General features: G+C 51.8%; 21 protein-coding genes and 1 tRNA gene. 14 read left to right on the top strand and 8 right to left on the bottom strand.

Annotation, left to right across the window (positions count from 1 at the left end; all coding sequences use genetic code 11):
- Window positions 1–8: 8 nt before the first annotated feature.
- Both CIK87_RS07770 and CIK87_RS07765 read right to left on the bottom strand, forming a co-directional pair.
- The gene (locus CIK87_RS07770) at window positions 9–338 is read right to left on the bottom strand and encodes a helix-turn-helix transcriptional regulator (protein WP_094386722.1); all 330 of its coding nucleotides are present in this window, start codon (window positions 336–338) and stop codon (window positions 9–11) included.
- Window positions 339–340: 2 nt separating this feature from the next.
- A complete protein-coding gene (locus CIK87_RS07765) occupies window positions 341–679 on the bottom strand; it encodes a type II toxin-antitoxin system RelE/ParE family toxin (protein ID WP_077195648.1) in 339 nt (112 codons plus the stop codon).
- Between the two features lie 485 nt (window positions 680–1,164).
- Between CIK87_RS07765 and CIK87_RS07760 the strand changes: the two genes are divergently transcribed.
- Genes CIK87_RS07760 through CIK87_RS07750 form a run of 3 tightly spaced genes read left to right on the top strand, consistent with a single transcriptional unit; the run spans window position 1,165 to window position 3,851 of the window.
- Window positions 1,165–1,851 carry a response regulator transcription factor gene (locus CIK87_RS07760; RefSeq protein ID WP_094386721.1) on the top strand — a complete coding sequence of 229 codons (687 nt, stop codon included), beginning with the start codon at window positions 1,165–1,167 and terminating at the stop codon, window positions 1,849–1,851.
- Between the two features lie 4 nt (window positions 1,852–1,855).
- Window positions 1,856–3,265 (top strand): cell wall metabolism sensor histidine kinase WalK, encoded by a 1,410-nt coding sequence (locus tag CIK87_RS07755; protein WP_094386720.1) that lies wholly within the window; start codon window positions 1,856–1,858, stop codon window positions 3,263–3,265.
- Between the two features lie 19 nt (window positions 3,266–3,284).
- Window positions 3,285–3,851, top strand: a complete 567-nt coding sequence (locus tag CIK87_RS07750) for a GNAT family N-acetyltransferase (RefSeq protein ID WP_094386719.1) — start codon at window positions 3,285–3,287, stop codon at window positions 3,849–3,851.
- Between the two features lie 191 nt (window positions 3,852–4,042).
- On the opposite strand, the gene CIK87_RS07745 is transcribed toward CIK87_RS07750, so the two are convergent.
- Both CIK87_RS07745 and CIK87_RS07740 read right to left on the bottom strand, forming a co-directional pair.
- On the bottom strand, window positions 4,043–4,411 hold the full coding sequence (locus tag CIK87_RS07745) for a hypothetical protein (RefSeq protein WP_094386718.1): 369 nt from the start codon (window positions 4,409–4,411) through the stop codon (window positions 4,043–4,045).
- Window positions 4,412–4,423: 12 nt separating this feature from the next.
- Window positions 4,424–5,737, bottom strand: a complete 1,314-nt coding sequence (locus CIK87_RS07740) for an alpha-L-fucosidase (RefSeq protein WP_173823492.1) — start codon at window positions 5,735–5,737, stop codon at window positions 4,424–4,426.
- A gap of 368 nt (window positions 5,738–6,105) precedes the next feature.
- Here CIK87_RS07740 and CIK87_RS07735 point away from each other — a divergent pair, with 368 nt between their 5' ends.
- The 3 genes from CIK87_RS07735 (at window position 6,106) to CIK87_RS14005 (ending at window position 9,038) form a co-directional block, all read left to right on the top strand.
- Window positions 6,106–7,308, top strand: a complete 1,203-nt coding sequence (locus tag CIK87_RS07735; RefSeq protein ID WP_094386717.1) for a uracil-xanthine permease family protein — start codon at window positions 6,106–6,108, stop codon at window positions 7,306–7,308.
- A 145-nt stretch (window positions 7,309–7,453) separates the two neighbouring features.
- Window positions 7,454–8,809 (top strand): sodium:proton antiporter NhaD, encoded by a 1,356-nt coding sequence (gene nhaD / locus CIK87_RS07730; RefSeq protein WP_094386716.1) that lies wholly within the window; start codon window positions 7,454–7,456, stop codon window positions 8,807–8,809.
- 52 nt (window positions 8,810–8,861) lie between these two features.
- Window positions 8,862–9,038 carry a hypothetical protein gene (locus tag CIK87_RS14005; protein ID WP_158216222.1) on the top strand — a complete coding sequence of 59 codons (177 nt, stop codon included), beginning with the start codon at window positions 8,862–8,864 and terminating at the stop codon, window positions 9,036–9,038.
- 392 nt (window positions 9,039–9,430) lie between these two features.
- On the opposite strand, the gene cmk is transcribed toward CIK87_RS14005, so the two are convergent.
- Complete coding sequence (cmk, locus tag CIK87_RS07725; protein ID WP_094386715.1) at window positions 9,431–10,123, bottom strand: (d)CMP kinase; 693 nt, start codon at window positions 10,121–10,123, stop codon at window positions 9,431–9,433.
- Between the two features lie 10 nt (window positions 10,124–10,133).
- Complete coding sequence (gene porQ, locus CIK87_RS07720) at window positions 10,134–11,081, bottom strand: type IX secretion system protein PorQ (RefSeq protein WP_094386714.1); 948 nt, start codon at window positions 11,079–11,081, stop codon at window positions 10,134–10,136.
- 99 nt (window positions 11,082–11,180) lie between these two features.
- Here porQ and CIK87_RS07715 point away from each other — a divergent pair, with 99 nt between their 5' ends.
- From CIK87_RS07715 to CIK87_RS07700, 4 genes are all read left to right on the top strand, one after another.
- Entirely contained in the window at window positions 11,181–11,891 is a 711-nt protein-coding gene (locus tag CIK87_RS07715) for an energy transducer TonB (protein WP_094386713.1), read from the top strand.
- Window positions 11,892–11,912: 21 nt separating this feature from the next.
- Window positions 11,913–12,884 (top strand): polyprenyl synthetase family protein, encoded by a 972-nt coding sequence (locus tag CIK87_RS07710; RefSeq protein WP_173823491.1) that lies wholly within the window; start codon window positions 11,913–11,915, stop codon window positions 12,882–12,884.
- A complete protein-coding gene (locus CIK87_RS07705) occupies window positions 12,884–13,678 on the top strand; it encodes a TatD family hydrolase (RefSeq protein WP_094386711.1) in 795 nt (264 codons plus the stop codon). Before CIK87_RS07710 ends, CIK87_RS07705 begins: the two co-directional genes overlap by 1 nt.
- 72 nt (window positions 13,679–13,750) lie before the next feature.
- Window positions 13,751–13,838: transfer RNA gene (locus tag CIK87_RS07700), tRNA-Ser, on the top strand.
- 194 nt (window positions 13,839–14,032) lie between these two features.
- Here the strand turns inward: CIK87_RS07700 and CIK87_RS07695 are convergent.
- Complete coding sequence (locus CIK87_RS07695) at window positions 14,033–14,251, bottom strand: LytTR family DNA-binding domain-containing protein (protein ID WP_158214788.1); 219 nt, start codon at window positions 14,249–14,251, stop codon at window positions 14,033–14,035.
- 330 nt (window positions 14,252–14,581) lie between these two features.
- Here CIK87_RS07695 and CIK87_RS07690 point away from each other — a divergent pair, with 330 nt between their 5' ends.
- Window positions 14,582–17,305, top strand: a complete 2,724-nt coding sequence (locus tag CIK87_RS07690) for a hypothetical protein (RefSeq protein ID WP_094386709.1) — start codon at window positions 14,582–14,584, stop codon at window positions 17,303–17,305.
- A 14-nt stretch (window positions 17,306–17,319) separates the two neighbouring features.
- Window positions 17,320–17,496, top strand: coding sequence for a hypothetical protein (locus CIK87_RS14365; protein ID WP_158214789.1), 177 nt, complete (start codon window positions 17,320–17,322; stop codon window positions 17,494–17,496).
- Window positions 17,497–17,682: 186 nt separating this feature from the next.
- Here CIK87_RS14365 and CIK87_RS07685 read toward each other — a convergent pair whose 3' ends face one another.
- Window positions 17,683–17,874 (bottom strand): hypothetical protein, encoded by a 192-nt coding sequence (locus CIK87_RS07685; protein ID WP_094386708.1) that lies wholly within the window; start codon window positions 17,872–17,874, stop codon window positions 17,683–17,685.
- 65 nt (window positions 17,875–17,939) lie between these two features.
- On the opposite strand from CIK87_RS07685, the gene CIK87_RS07680 reads away from it, so the two are divergent.
- Together CIK87_RS07680 and CIK87_RS07675 are read left to right on the top strand one after the other, a co-directional pair.
- Window positions 17,940–18,218, top strand: a complete 279-nt coding sequence (locus CIK87_RS07680; protein WP_094386707.1) for a hypothetical protein — start codon at window positions 17,940–17,942, stop codon at window positions 18,216–18,218.
- Between the two features lie 46 nt (window positions 18,219–18,264).
- Window positions 18,265–18,894 carry a hypothetical protein gene (locus CIK87_RS07675; RefSeq protein ID WP_094386706.1) on the top strand — a complete coding sequence of 210 codons (630 nt, stop codon included), beginning with the start codon at window positions 18,265–18,267 and terminating at the stop codon, window positions 18,892–18,894.
- Window positions 18,895–19,163: the final 269 nt, after the last annotated feature.

Genomic DNA, 19,163 nt, shown 5'->3' with positions numbered 1-19,163 from the left:
TTTTTAATTTACCACAGTGCAACTTTGCCTGCTATTCCCAAGTCAATAGTTGCTGTAACTACACCCAATGCCTTAAACACTCTTCTCATAGTTGGAATAGTTATACTATAACCTCTTTCCAATCGAGAAATCTGCGCTCTTTTCACTCCGATACGCTCGCCAAGTTGTTCTTGCGTCAAGTTTTGTTCTATACGAGCTTTTTTGATAGCTTCGCCCAGTCTGTAAGCATGTAATGCTTCATCCACATCACTTTCGAAAGCGTCACGTTTTGGAGTGCCAATTTTTCCGAAATGCTTGTCAAGAACATCATCTAATGGAGTAAGATTCATCTGTGCCATAATTACTTATTTTTGAAATATTCTTTTCTGATTGCTTCTGCTTTCGCTATTTCCTTACTTGGTGTCTTTTGAGTTTTCTTGATAATACCGTGAGTGGCAATCACCAATGTCTCTTTGTCCCTATCCCAAAAGGCAAAAAGCCGATAAGCAGTCTTATTATATAATGTACGGAACTCCCATATCTCCGAATTTTCTAACTTCTTGAAAAGTTCCTTGTTGCGTTCTCCTCCTGCAACACGCTTGATGTTGTAGTATATCTTGTAAGATACCGCTTCAGGTAAACTCTCAATGAAGTCCTGTGCCTCGTCTGTCAAGACAAGTCGGAAGATATTTTGTGCCATATTATTCTTTTTGGTTGACAAAGATACTCATATTGTTTCATAAAAAAGAAACATCTGCGATAAAAAGCCATCTTATGCTACATTTTTAACTTTTTAGCTACATATAATTGCGCATCAAGAACTAACAGGCAGGTTGCGAAGTACATTTGTAAACTCAGTTGAAATCATCTAAATCATAACTGAAAATAAATCATAAAAGATAAACTGCATTTTTGTAAGTCGAAGTTTTTGTTGTACTTTTGCAACCGACAAGAGTTGTTTGACAAGCAAACGTATGCGCATTGCAGAAATTAGAACCATTGCTAAATCATTACCTCCATTGAGGTGAAACACTCATAAATCGCTCATTCTAAGCTATTCGGCAGTTTTTAGCGTAATTTTAACGGAAAAGAGAAGAAGAAGAATCCGAAAATTCATACTTTTGCACCATATATAACTGATGGCACACACCTATGGTACGCCATCAACCCAAAACTACAACAGACATGGAAGAAAACAAAGCTCGAATTATGGTCGTCGACGACGAACAGGACCTCTGCGAAATCCTGAAGTTCAATCTTGAGACCGAAGGATATCAGGTAGCTACCGCATACTCGGCAGAAGAGGCGCTGGAGAAGAATCTGGCGCGCTTCGACCTGCTGCTTCTCGACGTGATGATGGGCGGCATGGATGGGTTTGCAATGGCAGAGAGGCTGAAGTCCAACCCCGAGACAGCCCACGTACCCATCATCTTCCTCACCGCCAAGACCGATGAAAACGACAAGGTCAACGGACTCAATCTGGGTGCCGACGACTATATCGCCAAGCCATTCTCCATACGCGAAGTGATGGCACGCGTAAGGGCGGTGCTCCGCCGCTCGGGCGAAAAGAGCGTCGGACAGCAGATACTGAAGTTCCGCGGGCTCGAAGTCAACCTCGACAAAAAGACCGTGAGCATCGACGGCGAAGACATCCCCTTCAGCAAGACCGAGTTTGAACTCCTGGCGCTGCTGTTGCGTGAGCGTGGCCATGTCTTCTCCCGCCAGGAACTCATCAACCGCATCTGGCCCAAAGACGTGCTGGTGCTCGACCGCACAGTCGATGTCAACATCACCCGCATGCGCAAGAAGATTAAGGACTATGCCCACCACATCGTGACAAGGCTGGGTTACGGCTATTTCTTTGAAGAGTAACACTATGAGAAGACCCACGGTAGGACAGAAGTTGTTTGTAGGCGTCATCGCCGTGTTTCTGGTCTTCGCCAGCACGTTCATCGTGTATCAGCAGGCGAGGGAGAAACAGTTCAAGATAGACGCTCTCAACATCAGGCTGCAGGACTTCAACGACCGCATGGCCGACGAAATCCACGACGGTGTCATCGCCACCGAGCGGGAGTACAGCGACTATGTGCGCCGGCACCATGCACCGGGACTGAGAGTGACCCTCATCCGTCCGTCGGGCGTAGTAATCTATGACAACTGGTCCAAGCGCAAAGCCCACATTGGCAACCACGCCTCGCGCCCTGAAGTCAAGCAGGCGCTCGAGCATGGCACGGGCTCTACCGTCGAGCGCAGCAGCAACACGATGAAGGGCTACTTCTTCTACTCGGCGTCCTACTACCCCGACGACAGCCTCATCGTGCGCAGCGCTTTGCCCTACAACCACGACCTGGCCAAATCGCTCCAGGCAGACCAGCATTACCTGTGGTTTGCATTGGCTGCAATCTTCATATTGGTCATCATACTCTACCACTTCGCACACAGGCTGGGCAAGAACATATCCACGTTGCGCGCCTTTGCCATCAGGGCGGGTCACAACGAGTCGCTGGAGACCGAGGAGCTCATCAACTTCCCCAACGACGAACTGGGAGAGATAGCCGAGAAAATCATCAAGATATACAAACAGCTGCAGCACACCCGCCGGGAGCAGGATGTGCTCAAGCGGCAGCTCACCCAGAACATTGCCCACGAACTCAAGACTCCTGTGGCAAGCATCCAGGGCTATCTGGAGACCATCCTCGACAACCCCAATGTCGACGATGCCATGCGCCAGCAGTTTCTGGAGCGCTGTTATGCCCAGAGCCAACGCCTCACGTCACTACTGCAAGACATATCGACGCTCAACAAGATGGACGACGGCGTCCAGATGATGGACTTCACCGATGTCGACGTGGCGCAGCTCGTGGCGGGCATCGCCAAGACCACCGCCCTACAACTGGAGCAGAAGGGAATGAAGGCAGTGGTAGACTTGCCCGAACGGCTCGTCATCCACGGCAACCAGAGTCTGCTCTACAGCATCTTCCGCAACCTCACCGACAACGCCATAGCCTATGCCGGCGAGGGCACCACCATCCAGCTGAGCGCCCATGACGAGGGCAGCCAGTGGCGGTTTGTCTTCAGCGACAACGGAGTGGGCATCGAGCCTCAGCATCTGTCACGCATATTCGAGCGCTTCTACCGAGTAGACAAGGGGCGCAGCCGGAAGATGGGCGGCACAGGGCTCGGGCTCGCCATCGTCAAGAACGCCGTGGGGCTGCACGGTGGCTCCATCACCGCCACGTGCCCCGCTGAAGGTGGAATGAGATTTGAATTTACCCTAAACAAGTAACAATACAAGAACAAACAACATGAAGACTATCACCGCAACACCCCTACAGTCGCGCGAGATAGCCCGGCTCATCATGGTGGCCATGAACTACGAGTGCTGCCAGTACTTCGCCGGCGACAACCATACGCTCGACGAGTTTGAAGACATGATGACCGCTCTGGTAGAGCGCACCGACAGTCAGTACAGTCATCTCAACACGCTGGTAGCCCTCGACGGCGACGACATCGCCGGCATCTGCGTGAGCTATGATGGCGGACAGCTGCACCAATTGCGTCAGGCGTTCATCAGAGAGGCCCTCCACCGCTTTGGCCGTGACTTCTCTGCCATCGACGACGAAACCCAGGCTGGCGAACTCTATATCGACAGCATCTGTGTGAAGCCCGAATACCGCGGCAAGGGCATTGCCTCGCAGCTCATCGAGGCTACCATAGACAAGGCACGCACCCTGGGACTGCCGGCAGTAGGTCTGCTCGTAGACAAGGGCAACCCCAAGGCCGAGAAGCTCTACTCCCGCATAGGTTTTGTGCATGTGGACGACTCTGCTTGGGGCGGACACGCCATGAAGCACATGCAATACAAGCTGTAAGGCCATCCCGGCTGGCTGGGAGATGACCCCGGCGACGCTGGAGCAAAACTATACGACACAGAAGACTATCTATACGAGATGGGGGAAAACCACTGGCATTGTGCCTTTGGTTTTCCCCCATTTTCTGTTGATTGCTGTCCAGACTGTGATGGACGCTGGAACGGTCCTGACTATGGGCAGGACCTGTGCGGTCATTTCTGCGCTTTTTCCCAGTCCTCCCACTCTCGCATAGCCTGTTGCCAGTCGGTCTGCTCGCCGCTTTCCACTGCCTGGCGCTGGCGTTCAGCCTCATCGCGGGCACGGTCGCGGGCACGCTTAGCCTTCATATAGGCAATAGTGGCGTCGTCGAGTATCTGAATGGCACCACGGTCGAGCGCGGCCTGCAGTTCGTCTTCGCCGAAAGCACGGCCAGGCTCGTTGAAGTCAGAGATGTTGAACTCGTAATTGACTCTGAGTTCATGTCTTACCTGCTTCTGCTGGGCGCGGTTACCTGCGTTCTTCAGTCTGAGCAGTTTGGCTATTTGAATGATTTCAGTCTGTGAGAATTTGTTTCTTCCCATGCTTCATTCTACTTATTTCAGTTCCAGTTCTATCACCTTGTCTATCTCGGTGGGCACCTCGTTGAGCAACAGAGTGATGCCGTCGCCGCTCTTGGCCATCTTGACAGGTCTACGGGTGACGAAGTCGACAGCGCTCTTTATCTTCTTGTTGCCAGTGGGGAGGAAGAGGCCCTTGTCCTTGAGGTCGAGGATGTGCACATAGAGCTTATTGCCCTTCTGGGTGATCACGCCCCAGTTGTGGGGAGCCACGATGCCCGCACGGCAACCATAGATGGTCTCGCCGTAGGTCTTCATCCACTCACCCATTTCGGCCAGACGACTCACGGCCACCTCCGGGAGATTGCCGTCGGGCTGAGGGCCGATGTTCATGAGCAGGTTGGCGTTCTTGCCAGCAGCGCGGACGAGATACTGCACCAGTGTCTTCTTGTTTTTATAGTTCTGGTCGGTAATCTTATAACCCCACATACCGTTCATGGTCTCGCAGGTCTCGAGGGGCAGACGGCTGATGTCCTGGCCAGAGAGTCCGGCGGTGTTCTCACCAGGCAGGTCGCGCTCGAAGATTTGCATATCCTCACCATCGAAAGGAGTGACGTGGTGGTTGTTGCCGACGAGACAGGCGGGCTGCAGACCGTGGATGAGGGCATACTGCTCGGGCAGCTGCCAGTCAAAGTTGGGGTCTTCCTTGTGGTCCCACCATCCGTCAAACCAGATGGCACCAATCTTGCCATAGTTGGTAAGCAGCTCGGTCAGCTGGTTGTTCATAAACTGGTAATAGCTCTTCCAGTCGCCCTTAGCGCTGGGTCGTCCGGTACCTCTTCCGGTGCGTCCCCAGGGGTAGTCCTCGCGATACCAGTCCAGATGCGAGTAGTAGAGATGGAGAGCGATGCCCTGGCGATGACACTCGTCGGCGAGTTCCTTGAGAATGTCACGCTTGAAGGGAGTGCCGTCTACAATATTATAATTGCTGTACTTGGTCTTGAACATAGAGAAACCCTCGTGATGACGAGTGGTGAAGCAGATGTACTTGGCACCCGACGCTTTGATAGCGCTGACCCACTTGGCAGCGTCAAACTCAGCGGGGTAGAAACCTTTGGCGAGCTTCGCATACTCATGATAGTTCAGGTTCTTGTTGGTCATAGTCCACTCGCCAGTGGCAAGCATACTGTAGAGCCCCCAGTGGAGGAAGACACCAAAGCCCATGTCGCGGAATTCCTTTCTGGCCTGCAGATTGTCTTCGGTGGGTTCATACTTGGCGCTTGCCGATGTGGCAGTAAGCAGCAGTGCTGTCAGCGCGATAGCTACTCTCTTGAAGTTAGGCATTTTCATGTAATTTTTAATTATAGTTTGTGTCATTTCTGTGACTTCTCCTGTGCGCCCCACCCCGTTGCGCGGCGACGGAGCCATGCTTGCGGGCGCGGGCCAGAGGCTGGGCGGGCGACCGACTGTTGCCGGCAGAGCCACGGGGCGGCTCATTCCGCCTCTCCTTACCGATGCTCTCCGAGCTACGGTCCCCTCTTCTGAGCGAGAGGCATGGGGCTGGTTTGGGAATTCAAAAATACACTCTTTATCTGTAACCTGCAAGTTTTTAGGTTAAAATTCTTCCCATGGAGGAAAAAAATAGGGCAAACGCGATGTAGTTCAGAAAAAAACATATACATTTGCCAAGATTTATAATCAACATCATCTAACTTGTCATGAACACAAAACAATTATCGCCTGCCAAGAAGACCATCGTGGGTGTGCAGTTTCTCTTCGTAGCCTTTGGTGCTACGGTGCTGGTACCCCTTCTTATTGGCATCAATCCCGCCACGGCACTCTTCACCGCCGGTGTGGGCACCCTCATCTTCCATGTTGTCACCAAGGGGCGCGTGCCTATCTTTCTGGGCAGCTCGTTTGCCTTTATCGCCCCTATCATAGCCGCCACCCAGCAGTGGGGACTCCCCGGAACCATAGCCGGACTCACCAGCGTGTCGCTTGTCTACTTTGTGATGAGCGCTCTGGTCAAGTGGCAGGGGCGCAAACTGCTCGACAGGCTCTTTCCGCCGGTGGTGATAGGCCCCGTCATTATCCTCATCGGCCTCTCGCTCTCGGGCAGTGCCGTCAACATGGCTAAAGACCACTGGCTGCTCGCCTTCGTATCGCTTATCACCGCCATACTGGTGCTCACGCTCTGCCGCGGACTGATGAAGTTGGTGCCCATACTCTCGGGCGTGGCAGTGGGATATATCGTGGCGGTGTGCATGGGCGAGGTCGACTTCACGGGCGTGGCCAATGCCTCATGGATAGCCATGCCGGTGGCTTTTGACACTATCACCCACTTCAGCTGGAGCCCCTTCCTCTACATGATGCCCGTAGCCATAGCGCCGGTGATAGAGCATATCGGCGATGTCTATGTGGTGAGCGCCGTGGCAGACAAGGATTTCGTCAAAGACCCTGGTCTCCACCGCACCATGCTTGGCGACGGTCTCGCCTGTCTGTGTTCCGCGTTTCTTGGAGGACCTCCCGAGACCACCTATTCGGAAGTGACAGGAGCCATGTCTATCACCAAGGTGACCAGCCCGGCCGTGATACGCATCTCTGCCCTTACCGCCATCTGCTTCTCTGTCGTGGGTAAGCTCAGCGCGCTGCTCCAGTCTATCCCCCAGGCCGTGCTGGGCGGCATCATGCTGCTGCTCTTCGGCACCATAGCCAGCGTGGGCGTGCAGAACCTGATGCAGCACCGCGTGGACATGAACGACACGCGCAACGTGATAATCATCTCCGTGATGCTCACTATGGGCCTCGGCGGCGCCGTGCTCTCCGGAGGCTCGTTTGCCATCTCGGGCATAGGTCTGTCGGCGGTCATCGGCGTGGTGCTCAATCTGGTACTGCCCAAGACCAAGGCAGAGGAAAAGTAGACCATCCAGACACAGACCGTGACGGCCCACACCCCCTCATACACCCACCCCACCACCGCAGCGGCAAGGACTGCGGTGATGGCGGGCAGGTAGGCTAATCCTAACAATTAAAGTATATCTATCCATTAACGTTTAACTAAAAACAATGAGTACACTGACTATTGCAATCATCATCGTTTTTGTGTTCGGCTATCTGCTTATCGCGCTCGAGAGCCTGACACGTGTCAACAAGGCAGCCATAGCGCTGCTTATGTTTGTGGCGTGCTGGACGCTGTTCATGATAGACCCGGCAGCCTACATCAACGGATGCGGCTCCGACATCGCCAACCAGGTGAGCGCCGTCATCGAGCACCATCTGGGCAGCACCTCTACCACCCTGTTCTTCCTCATGGGAGCGATGACCATCGTCGAGGTGGTCGACCAGAACGGTGGCTTCAACTGGGTGCGCGGCGTGATGCAGACCCGCAGCAAGAGAGCGCTGCTATGGCGCATCAGCATCGCCACATTCTTCCTATCAGCCATACTGGACAACCTCACCACCAGCATCGTCATGGTGATGATACTGCGCAAGCTGGTCGAAGACCGCCCCACGCGCATCATCTACGCCTCGATGGTCATCATAGCCGCCAACTCGGGCGGCGCGTTCTCGCCCATAGGCGACGTGACCACCATCATGCTCTGGAACAAGGGCGTGGTGACAGCCCTCGGCGTAATCAGCGAACTGCTCATCCCCTCGCTCATCTCGATGGTGGTGCCCGCCTTTATCCTGCAGTTTACCCTCAAGGGCACGCTGGCCGAGGCTGACGACAGCACCAAGACCGAGACCGCAGAGCTCGACTTCACCGAGTCGCAGCGCCGCATCGTGTTCTATGTGGGCGTAGGCGGACTCATCTTCGTGCCCATCTTCAAGGCCATCACCCATCTGCCTCCCTTTGTGGGCATCCTCCTCGTACTGGGCACCCTGTGGACCGTCACCGAGGTCTTCTACCGCCATCTGCGCCAGAAGAGCGACCGCTCGAGCATGCAGAAGCGTGTGGCTACGCTGCTCTCGCGCATCGACCTCTCTACCATACTCTTCTTCCTTGGCATCCTCATGGCTGTGGCCTGTCTCGAGCAGACCGGCGTGCTGGTAGCCTTGGGCGAGACGCTCAACGACGTATTCCAGGGCAACCACTATCTCGTCACCGGCGTGATAGGCGTGCTGTCGAGCATCGTCGACAATGTGCCCCTCGTGGCAGGATGTATGGGCATGTATCCCGTGGCACCCACAGGCGACATGGCAGTCGACGGCATCTTCTGGCAGCTGCTGGCCTACTGTGCCGGAGTGGGCGGCTCGATGCTCATCATCGGTTCGGCTGCAGGCGTAGTGGTCATGGGCCTCGAGCGCATCTCCTTCGGATGGTACATGCGCCGCATCACATGGATAGCCTTTGTGGGCTATATCGCCGGCATCATGGCCTATGCCCTCATCCGCACCTTCATCATGCCCGTGGCGCTCTAAGCCATCGGGGCTGGTTCCCCATACTACAGCAGCGCCTGTCAGCGCCGCCCTCATGACCCCAGCCGGGGCATCCTCGACCAAGCAGGATGCCCCGGCTGTCTGTTTGGCAGATTTGGCTGGCAGCGGCGTGGGCTGGGAGGGCATCGACAGCGGCATCGCCATCAGAAATGTCCGCGCCGGATCCGACTCTGGCGGCGAGGAGGTCATCTGGGCTGGCTCGTATCAATAGGCACGAGCCCACGTATCATACGTTACGAGCTCACGTGCCTTATGTCACGAGCCTTCGTATCATACGTTACGAACCACGAGAGCCAATCGCGGCGGGCGCAAAGCAGCTCACTGTGAGCGCAATGGCGAATGGAGAAGAAAGTCAACACGACTGGTTCTTCCGGGGAGGCAGACCGTCTGCGCGTCGGGGCGCCCCGTGATAGCCGATAGGCTGTCATGAAAGACGGGAAAACGCACTCGCCACAGCCATCATCAGCGACGGGAAGAATAGCGGGGATGAAACGTGCGGGGAGAGCAGCCGGGGGAAAAGCCTGGGGCAAAAAAAATCCAGGGGAACGGCTCTTCCCCTGGATATCTCTCGTGGCGGTATGCCCGAGAGCAATGGTATGGCGTCTATGCGTTGACTTTGGCGAGATACTTGTCCATGAGCCACTGCTTCTGTTCAGGGATAGTCATGTGGCTGTTGTCCAGAAGTATGGCATCGTCGGCCTGGCGCAGTGGAGATACCTCGCGGTGGGAGTCGATGTAGTCGCGCTCCTGCACATTCTTAAGGATATCGTCGTAGTCGGCCTCCATACCCTTGGCCTTGAGCTCATCGTAACGGCGCTGGGCACGCACCTCGGCCGAGGCGGTGACAAAAATCTTGAGTTCGGCATCGGGGAAGACGGTGGTGCCGATGTCGCGGCCGTCCATCACGATGCCCTTGTCGCGACCCATGGCCTGCTGCTGCTCGACCATGGCTGAGCGCACAAAGGCGAGCGTGGCCACGGGGCTCACATGCGAACTCACCTCGATCGAACGTATCTCGCGCTCTACCAGAGAGCCGTTGAGATAGGTGTCGGGGCGTCCTGTCTCGGCGTTGAACTTGAAGGTAATCTGTATCTGCGGCATCAGCTGCTGCAGGCGCTCGCTGTCTATGCTGCCGTCGGCACCGAAGAGTCCCGCACGGAGGGCATAGAGGGTCACAGCACGATACATGGCGCCCGTATCGACATAGACATAACCTATCTCGCGAGCCAGGTCTTTGGCCATGGTACTCTTGCCACACGACGAGTGGCCGTCGATGGCTATCACAATTTTCTTCATATATATAATATTATAATGTATAAGCTGCATTGATGACGAGCGACGAGCTCGACACATGATACTTACCATAGGCGATGCCTATCTTGAACCGCTCGAGTGACAGTCCGGCACCCAAGGACAGTCCGGCGCCGTGGCTGCTCTCTTCGTCGTCGCCGCTCACTATCTTCATCTCGTTGGCACGGCGCATATTGTATCCAGCGGCCACGTAGATGTTATCGGAGAGCAACACGTCGACGCCCAAGACCCAGTGGTAGATGAACTTGTAATCCCAATGGTTCATGTCGACCATCGTGGCAGAGATGCGGAAAGGCGTATGCTCGATGCGCTTGCTGGCTCCGAGCTGCACATCGATGGGCATCGACTCATAGTCGTCGTTGTAGGCTTTGAGCTGACCTCCCAGGTTCTTGGCGACCAGCGACAGCGACCACTCCCGGTCGGCGTCGTAGTAGTTGAGACCCAAGTCAAATCCAGCCGCAATGGAGTTGTAGTCGCCGATATACGACGTCACCATGCGGGCGGTGATACCTCCCGCCAGGCGGTCGGTAAGCAGATAGGCAAAGGTGGCGGAGAGGGCAAGGTCTTTGGCGGAGAACTCGCCAGTCTGCACGTTGCTCGCATCGGTACGCCGCATCGTTCCATAGTTGATGTACTGCGCCCCGAAACCCAGTGACGCGCGGTCTGCCAATACCAAGGAGTAAGATGCACTGAGCATATTGGCACCCGACATGTAGTTCATATAGTTGAAACCGATGGTCTTGTCGCTCACCGATGAAAGCAGGGCGGGATTGTGGAAGGCAAGAGAGGCATCGTCGTCGGTCAGCGTGATGTTGTCGCCACCCAACGCCGCAGCATGCGCACTCACCGGCAGTCGCAGAAAGTTGTATGCTGTCTGGCTCTCCTGTGCCCGGCATGACAGAGCTAACAGTAAAAGCAGGAGAGTAAATGTACTTTTTTTCATCTATTTACCTGATTATTTCGCAAAGTTACGAGTTTTTTCAAAAAACTGAGTTAAATTTGCATATGAATTAATGCAGACGACACAAAATAATTGCCGACAATGGACAAAGCATCTCATACCAACTCTGGCGACATCGACAGCAAGCGCCTTCCGAGCTTCCTGCTGGGTGTGGTGCTTGCCCTGTCCATCCTCTACGTCGCCCTCGAGTACACCTCTATATCCCAGCCCTACCCGACCGACGACTCGCTCGACGAGATGGTGCAGGACATAGACATGCAGACTCCCGCCACCCAGCCAGACATGATGGCTGCCACCCAGCCCGACAAGCCGGTGACCACACAGGTCAAGGCGGTAGACAAGGAGGTGGACTCGCAGACCGACGAGGCCAAAGACAACAGTGCCGAGGGGCCCACCTTAGTGACAGGCGGCGACGAGGCTCTCACGGACAAGGCCCATGTGAGCGAGGCCATACCCCAAACTCCTGCCGACGACAAGCCCATCCACTTCAGGGTGGTCGAGCAGATTCCACAGTTTGAGGGCGGCATGGAGGCGTTCACCAAATGGCTCACGCAGAACCTCTGCTATCCCGCCGAAGCCCAGCGGGGCGGCATACAGGGCAAGGTGGTGGTGTCGTTTATCATCAACCGCGATGGCAGCATATCCTCGCCCAAGATAGAGCAGTCGGTACATCCGCTGCTGGACCGCGAGGCGATGCGCGTGGTCAAGATAATGCCCCGGTGGAAGCCCGGCAAGGAGAACGACAAGCCCTGCCGCACGCTATTCGCCATCCCCATAGTGTTCCAGTTGTAGAATCCCTAAAACAAGATAATTATGATGACAGCCGACGAAATTCTTGCCAAGTTCAATGAATTCCTTGAGCATCTGCCTTATGACAGAAAACCGTTTAGTCTTTATGAACCCGTCAAGTATGTACTCTCTCTGGGTGGCAAACGCATCCGTCCCACGCTCATGCTGCTGGCGTACAATCTCTACAAGGACGACCCTGAGTCTATCCTTATGCCCGCCTGCGCCCTGGAGACCTACCACAACTATACACTGCTCCACGACGACCTGATGGACAATGCCGACCTGCGCCGCGGTCACATGACCGTGCACCGCCGTTGGGACGCCAACACCGCCATACTCAGCGGCGACTCCATGCTGGTGCTCGCCTATCAGCGCATGGCCCAGTGCCGTCGCGACAAGCTGGCCGACGTGCTCAACCTCTTCACCGAGACGGCTCTGGAGATAGGCGAAGGTCAGCAGTATGACATGGAGTTCGAGCAGCGCAATGATGTAACAGAGGCAGAGTACATCGAAATGATACGCCTGAAGACCAGCGTGCTGCTGGCGTGCGCGCTGAAGATTGGCGCGCTGCTTGCCGACGCTCCCGAGGCCGACTGTGACAACCTCTACCGCTTCGGCGAAAAGATAGGACTGGCCTTCCAGCTGCAGGACGATTTCCTCGATGTCTATGGCGATACCAAGGTGTTTGGCAAGGCCATCGGCGGCGACATCCTCGCCGGCAAGAAGACCTTCATGCTCATCAATGCTCTTACCCATGCCAACGACAGTCAGCGCAAGGAGCTCGAGCAGTGGCTCGCCATCAATGACAGGCCGAAGGAGAAGATTGAGGCTGTGACCAGACAGTACAACGAGATTGGTATCGATAGAATGGCTACCGAGAAGATAGCCTTCTACTTCACGGAGAGTCATCGCTATCTCGAGGCAGTAAACGTAGACGAGTCGCGCAAGATAGAACTGAGACGCTATGCCGAACGAATGATGAAACGCCAGTACTGATGACAACATTCATAGATACACATACGCATCTCGACGGCGAAGAGTTTGCCAACGACAGGCCCGAGGTCATCGCCCGGGCCAAGGCGGCAGGCGTAGGCAGCGTCTTCATTCCCGCCATCGACGTGAAGAGCGTCGCCACAGTGCTCGATGTCTGCCACCAATACCCCGGCTACGCCTATCCCATGATAGGTCTGCATCCCGAAGAGGTGCGCGAAGACTGGGCAGACCAGCTCGACACGATGCAGACGATGCTCGACGCCGACCGCAACGGCAAGCAGGAGTTTATAGCCATCGGCGAAGTGGGCCTCGACTACTACTGGTCGCGCGAATATGAACGCGAGCAGTTGCTTGCCTTTGAGCGGCAGGTGCAATGGGCAATAGAGTATCGGCTGCCACTGATGATACACTGCCGCAAGGGGCAGAACGAGATGGTAAAGCTACTGCGCAAGTATGAGCAGGAACTGGTAGGCGGCGTATTCCACTGCTTTACCGGCAACCAGAACGAAGCCCAGGAGCTCCTCGGCTTCGAGCGGTTCAGCCTGGGTATCGGCGGAGTGCTCACCTTCAAGAGCAGCCATCTACGCGATGACCTCCCCGCCGTCGTGCCGCTCAGCCGCATCGTCCTCGAGACCGACAGCCCCTATATGGCGCCCGTCCCCCATCGCGGAAAGCGCAACGAGAGTGCCTATGTGGCCGACGTAATGCGCTGCCTGGCCGCCAGCTACGGCGTGAGCGATGACGAGGTGGCCCAACAGACCAACAGGAATGTAGAACGTATCTTCGGAATAAAATAGGGTAAATATAAAAAAACTCAAGACAAAAGCCACGATTACCAAAGTTTTTTCGTACTTTTGCACGAGCTAAGAGGAGAGATGCTCGAGTGGCTTAAGAGGCACGCCTGGAAAGCGTGTATACGCCAAAAGCGTATCGGGGGTTCGAATCCCCCTCTCTCCGCAACAGAGTCCTGTAAGTCGAAAGACTTGCAGGACTCTTTTATTATAATCCTGCCGTGCCCTTCAAAAATTACATTTACGACCTATAGTGTAGTTTTATACATTTTCTATATCATTTCATAAAAACCATCTGCAACGATTTGCTTATGGCATATACATAGCCTAATTATGTATAGAAAAGCAATGAAGAAAGTATTAGTAGTTAGTTTTGGGCGGTATGATGGCGTAAACATAATTTGTGTTTACTATCAGACTCTTGCCAACACGCGTAAAGAAATTCTGCTTCAGCTTGTTAAAGGCTTCCACAAAGTAGTGCAACTGGAACGTCATCGTCACCGACTCTCCGTTGAAGAGATGCACGTCACAGTAGTTGCCAAAAGCTTCTATATAGGCAATGTCGTCCGTTGGCAACATAGTTAGATTCAGTACAGCATAACTCATTGGAAATCTTGCATTATTCAGAGGGTTGAGACGATGGCGGTGCAAACGTTTGCATAACTTTTTCCCCATATTTTCCATCTTCCCTAATATAGCGTAATGCAAAAATACATATATTTGCAGTCGAAAAAAACCAAAGAACGAGGATGGTCTTGGTTCTGCATAATGTGCAGGACCTGCTCTACTAACTAAAAACGTAGCATATCTATTAATAACGCGATAATTCTGAAAAGATGAAAAAATTAACTAAAAGCCTATTTGTCCTTATGTTGATGCTTGGGACAATATTGGAGATGAAGGCAGCAGATGTATATCTGCTTACAGCCCAAAAAAATCAACGGTATCGTTGGTGAGTATAAAGTGCCAAGCAACCATCAGCTTGCTCAGAACACTTCTTATGGCGACAATGTGTATTCCCTTAAAATCACTTCCATGCCCGAAACGAGTTTCTGGTTCCGTATCGGAGTGTCAGGGGAGAGTAATCAGATGCAGCCTGAAGTCAATGGTGATCCGCTTACGATAAACGAGGAAGGAACACAAAATCCCACCTATTATAATAATATATCAAACGGAAGTGATAAAGCCTGGAAAGTAAGCTATACGGCGGGCGAATATGAATATCTCACGGTTAATGTGGACATCACAGAAGGCGCGACGCGCCGCGTATGGATAGAAGGAAAGAAAACTTCCACAGGAGGAAGCGGTGGGCCTGTTGTAGGGCCTGCAACAGATGTCGAACCGGGTTACTATCTCGTGGGCAATTTCTTCTCGCCATATAATAAAGGTGGAGAATATAATCCGGGGGGCGACGGCACAACGATAAACTATAAAAAACATGTGTATTTCAAATTCGAACAGCAAAGGGACAAGAGCTATTCGTTCAGCATCCCGGCATGCCTCACGGCACATGCACAGATTCTTGCTGTTGACGAGTATGACAATAAGATGGTTTACGGACCGGGCGAGGTATTCAACCTGCATGGTGCAAAGGATAATACCAGCGCATGGCCGTCAACAAACGAAGCTGTGGGAACTATTTGTGGAACAACAGGGGCAAAGACACTTGTCGGTTCTGCGAGAATGGCAGAGGGCAACAACTACTGGAATCTCGTGACCCGCAATGACGGAGTGACAGACGACGATGGCATGTATACCTTCAGCTTTAGGCTTGACAAAGACGGAAACCCCTCCGACTGGCAGGTGAAGCATGATGCCAATACACGTGTGACTTATTTTATTGACAACAAGGAAGGGGCTACGGCGCAGCCGCTCTATGACACTCGTACAGGTGGCCAGGGAAAATTCAGCGACAAGATGGAAGCTCCGCTCTATTTTGATGGTTCCAACAGCTATTGGGCAATCGATTATATTGTGAATGACGTATCCTCTACAGGGACACTTGCTCAGGCTAAAACGGCAACGCCGGATATTCATGCCACAAAGAGCGTAAACAACAATTCCGGAACTCACGATAAACTATTCTTCCTCGGCAACGGAGGTGTTGACTACAATTCTACCAGCGAGTATCGTGACAAGGTATGGGCTAACCAGAAACCTTTCACCCTTCATCTGCAGGGTATAAAGAGAATACACTATAATCCTAACAAAGGAAATAACGATTTGTCAATGCAAGACGGCAGTTATGGTCTGTCGGGCAGTATAGAGATAATCAACGGCAATGCTGACGATGCTGAGTCCCTGATAAAAACCATGTCTATGATAGGCGATGCCGTGGAAGGAACTTATGATGCAGCAACGGGCAATTGGCAGTATACTTCTACCGCAGGAGACATGAAGTATGATGACAACGAGCATTGCTTCTCGCTGACGATATCTACTGTAGACGCAAAATACGCCAAATCGCATTTCAGGTTTGTTGCCAACCATGACGCAGACCAGAACTGGGGCGAGACGGACAACAATATTACAAACAATACCGGATTTGCAAGATCTGCTTATGATGCCGCCGATGATGGCAACCACTCATGTATGGCTGGCGATCCAAACGACGTGCAGTTCCGTAAAACGGCGAGAGAGGATGAGGAGGGCTTCGGAAGCACAACTCCTAATAAGAAGGATATCCTCTGGAACCGTCCCGCAGGAATATGGACGATAAGGTTCTACCCAGAGCTCGACAAGGATGGTAAAGACATCTCTCGCTATACCATATCAGAAACAAAAGTCATCAAGATGCCTTTCACCTATTGTGTAGGGAAGTTTATCCGTACATACAGCAACAATGTGGCAATGGCACCTGTCGACGACAACGTGAAAGTGTATGAGGCATATAGATACGGAAAACCGGAGAATTCAGAAAACCCACAATCACAGGGCACGGTTTATCTTCGTCAGCTCAAGTACATTCCGGCAAATATGGGAGTGGTACTCGTAGGGGAAGTGCCTGAGGGAGAATCATTCTCAGACTATGCCACACTGAATTTCTCCTTGAGGGAAGCACCGGCTGAAATGCCGTTAGAAGGTGATAATTACACGGCAGTGTGGACAAAGGCAGACGAGTATGCCGGTCAAGAATGGAACAACTATCTCAAGCCGACAGTTATGGCTATCGACAATCTCGGAAATGCTGATACCGATGCTGATGGAAAAATACTCCATCGTTTCTTCGGTCTTGCAAACTTCCATTCCACTAACTATTACAAGCAGAATGGGACAGGAGACGACCATATCGGTTTCTTCCGCCTTACGCAGAATGGTAGAAGCGATGCCAACAAGGCTTACCTGAGTATTCCGGCAAATGCTGTTGTAGACGGTGGGGTAGGAAAGAAGTTCGGGTATATCGATTTTAACGGACAGTTTCTCGGAAATGAGACGGACCTGAATAATCAGTCGCTTGCCAAGATGGCTATTGTCTTCGATGACGAAGATAATGGCGGAAGCACTACTGCTATAACAGAAGTCAAGCCGAATAGTACAGACGGCAACGCATCGTTCTATACCCTTCAGGGAGTAAAGGTGTCACGTCCTGTCAAAGGAGTGTATATTCATAATGGAAAGAAATTTATCAAATAAGAAACCAAGGAAATATGAAAAGTTATATTAAGCCGGAAGTCAATGTGTATAAAGTTAGAATCGAGTCTCTTCTTTGTGGAAGCGAAGGTGGACAGATAGGATGTGGGTTTGCCCCAAAACGTGACTCTTCTCTCTTTGATGAGGAAAATGGTGACGGACATACTGGTCGCGGCGATTTTTGGAATGACTAAGACTTTGAAGATTGAATGAAATATTCTGAATAAATGTAGTTTTAGTTGCGTTAAGCAATCCGGTTAGTAGTGAGACAATCTGTAAGTAGCTTTAGTGGATATTATCCCTAAAAGCTCTTGCAGAATGTCTCTTTTTCGTTAGAAAAAGTGTGTATTTGGTTGATTATTCGTTAGAGAGAAAGTTTGTCATACGGCATGCCGGTATACAAATTCAGCCACCATCTTCTTGCCGTCCTTGTCCATTTGGCGCATACGGCGGTAAAGTGGAAGACAAACGTTGATGACTTTGTCAAGTGAAAGCGCATAAAAAGCCTTGTTTGCGTAATAAATGCCTCCGAAAGGAGTGATTTTCTCAGATTTTATATTTACCTTTGCCATATGTCAGATATTCTTTATTATAAGTCTGCTAATTTAAGGGTTTAAAGGAACTGCTTTATCAGCTTATGCTTGACGACGACCGCCTTGTGGCTGTCAATGCGCTTTGGACGTTTACCCATTTCGCTGTCGACGACAATGTTTGGCTGTTTGCCGACCCCAAGTCGCCCTATGCAATAAGGGCGCAGTGCATCAAACTTGCCTACGAGCAGATGAAATACTGGTCCGAATTGCTTGATGAACTGCGCCAAACACTTGAAATGATCAGTTGTGAACCGCTTTCGCCAAGGCTGCGTTCGGCTTGGAAGCAGGTGATGAAGAAAATTTTATCCTGTAAAGTATATTGACACACCTAATGCGTATCTTTGCATTTGAATTAATTATACTACTATTATGGAAGAATCAAGGAAACTCTATTATGGATTTATACCGAAAGTACTTAACGAGGAACTCTTGTCATTTCTATGTAACAAGCATAAGGGCGAAATAGGACTTGGAGTTAAGAAGAATTATCCTCGTCTGCGCATACGCTATGTTATTGACAAGAACAGATTCGGTTATGCCGACTTTGGTGACTTCTTCTTTTGGGAAGATGGCGGTCTGTATGTTTGGCAACAGAGTGAAGAATTTGAAGAAGACCATAATCCTGACATTGTAGAAGACTACTTCGGACATTCTTGTGAAGGACGTGGCTATACGTTGCGTTCTATCTTTGCAGGAATAGACACAGGTTATGATGACAGCAATGGTAGTAGGATGTTCACTGGCGATGTTGTGCTGGTAAAAGAACCTAATGGATACGAAATGGGAGCTTTATGTCTTGCCTCGCCATGTGGTTTAATTAGTGATGGGTTCTATGGCTTTCCTTTGGACAATCACAGTTTGACGTTGGATATGTGTAAGGATGAAGGTTATAATCTTGAGCGTATCGGAACTATATTCTATCAACTCGACCCTTGCGAAGAACCTGTTTCTATATGGGAGCAGGCATTGACCTTCAACAATACTTACCGTGATAAATAGGAAGAATCCGTCTTACGAACTATGGCAAGATACACGCCAAACTTTGATAAGGAAGCATGGAAATACTTGGGACTTGAGATACTTGGAATCGAGGAGTTTAATTGGAAGTAATCAAATAAACATTAAGAAGATGAAAGTTTATATCCTAAAATCCGCAACTATCATCCAATACACGATTAAGGGTAGATTTATGAGTCGTTAGTAGCAGCTTTCAGTAAAAAGCAACAGCACAACATCAATATGTAGCCACCATCCCCTTACCCCACGAT

The sequence above is a fragment of the Prevotella sp. P5-64 genome (assembly GCF_002251285.1).
Taxonomy (GTDB): domain Bacteria; phylum Bacteroidota; class Bacteroidia; order Bacteroidales; family Bacteroidaceae; genus Prevotella.
This window is presented reverse-complemented; position numbering and strand designations above follow the sequence as displayed.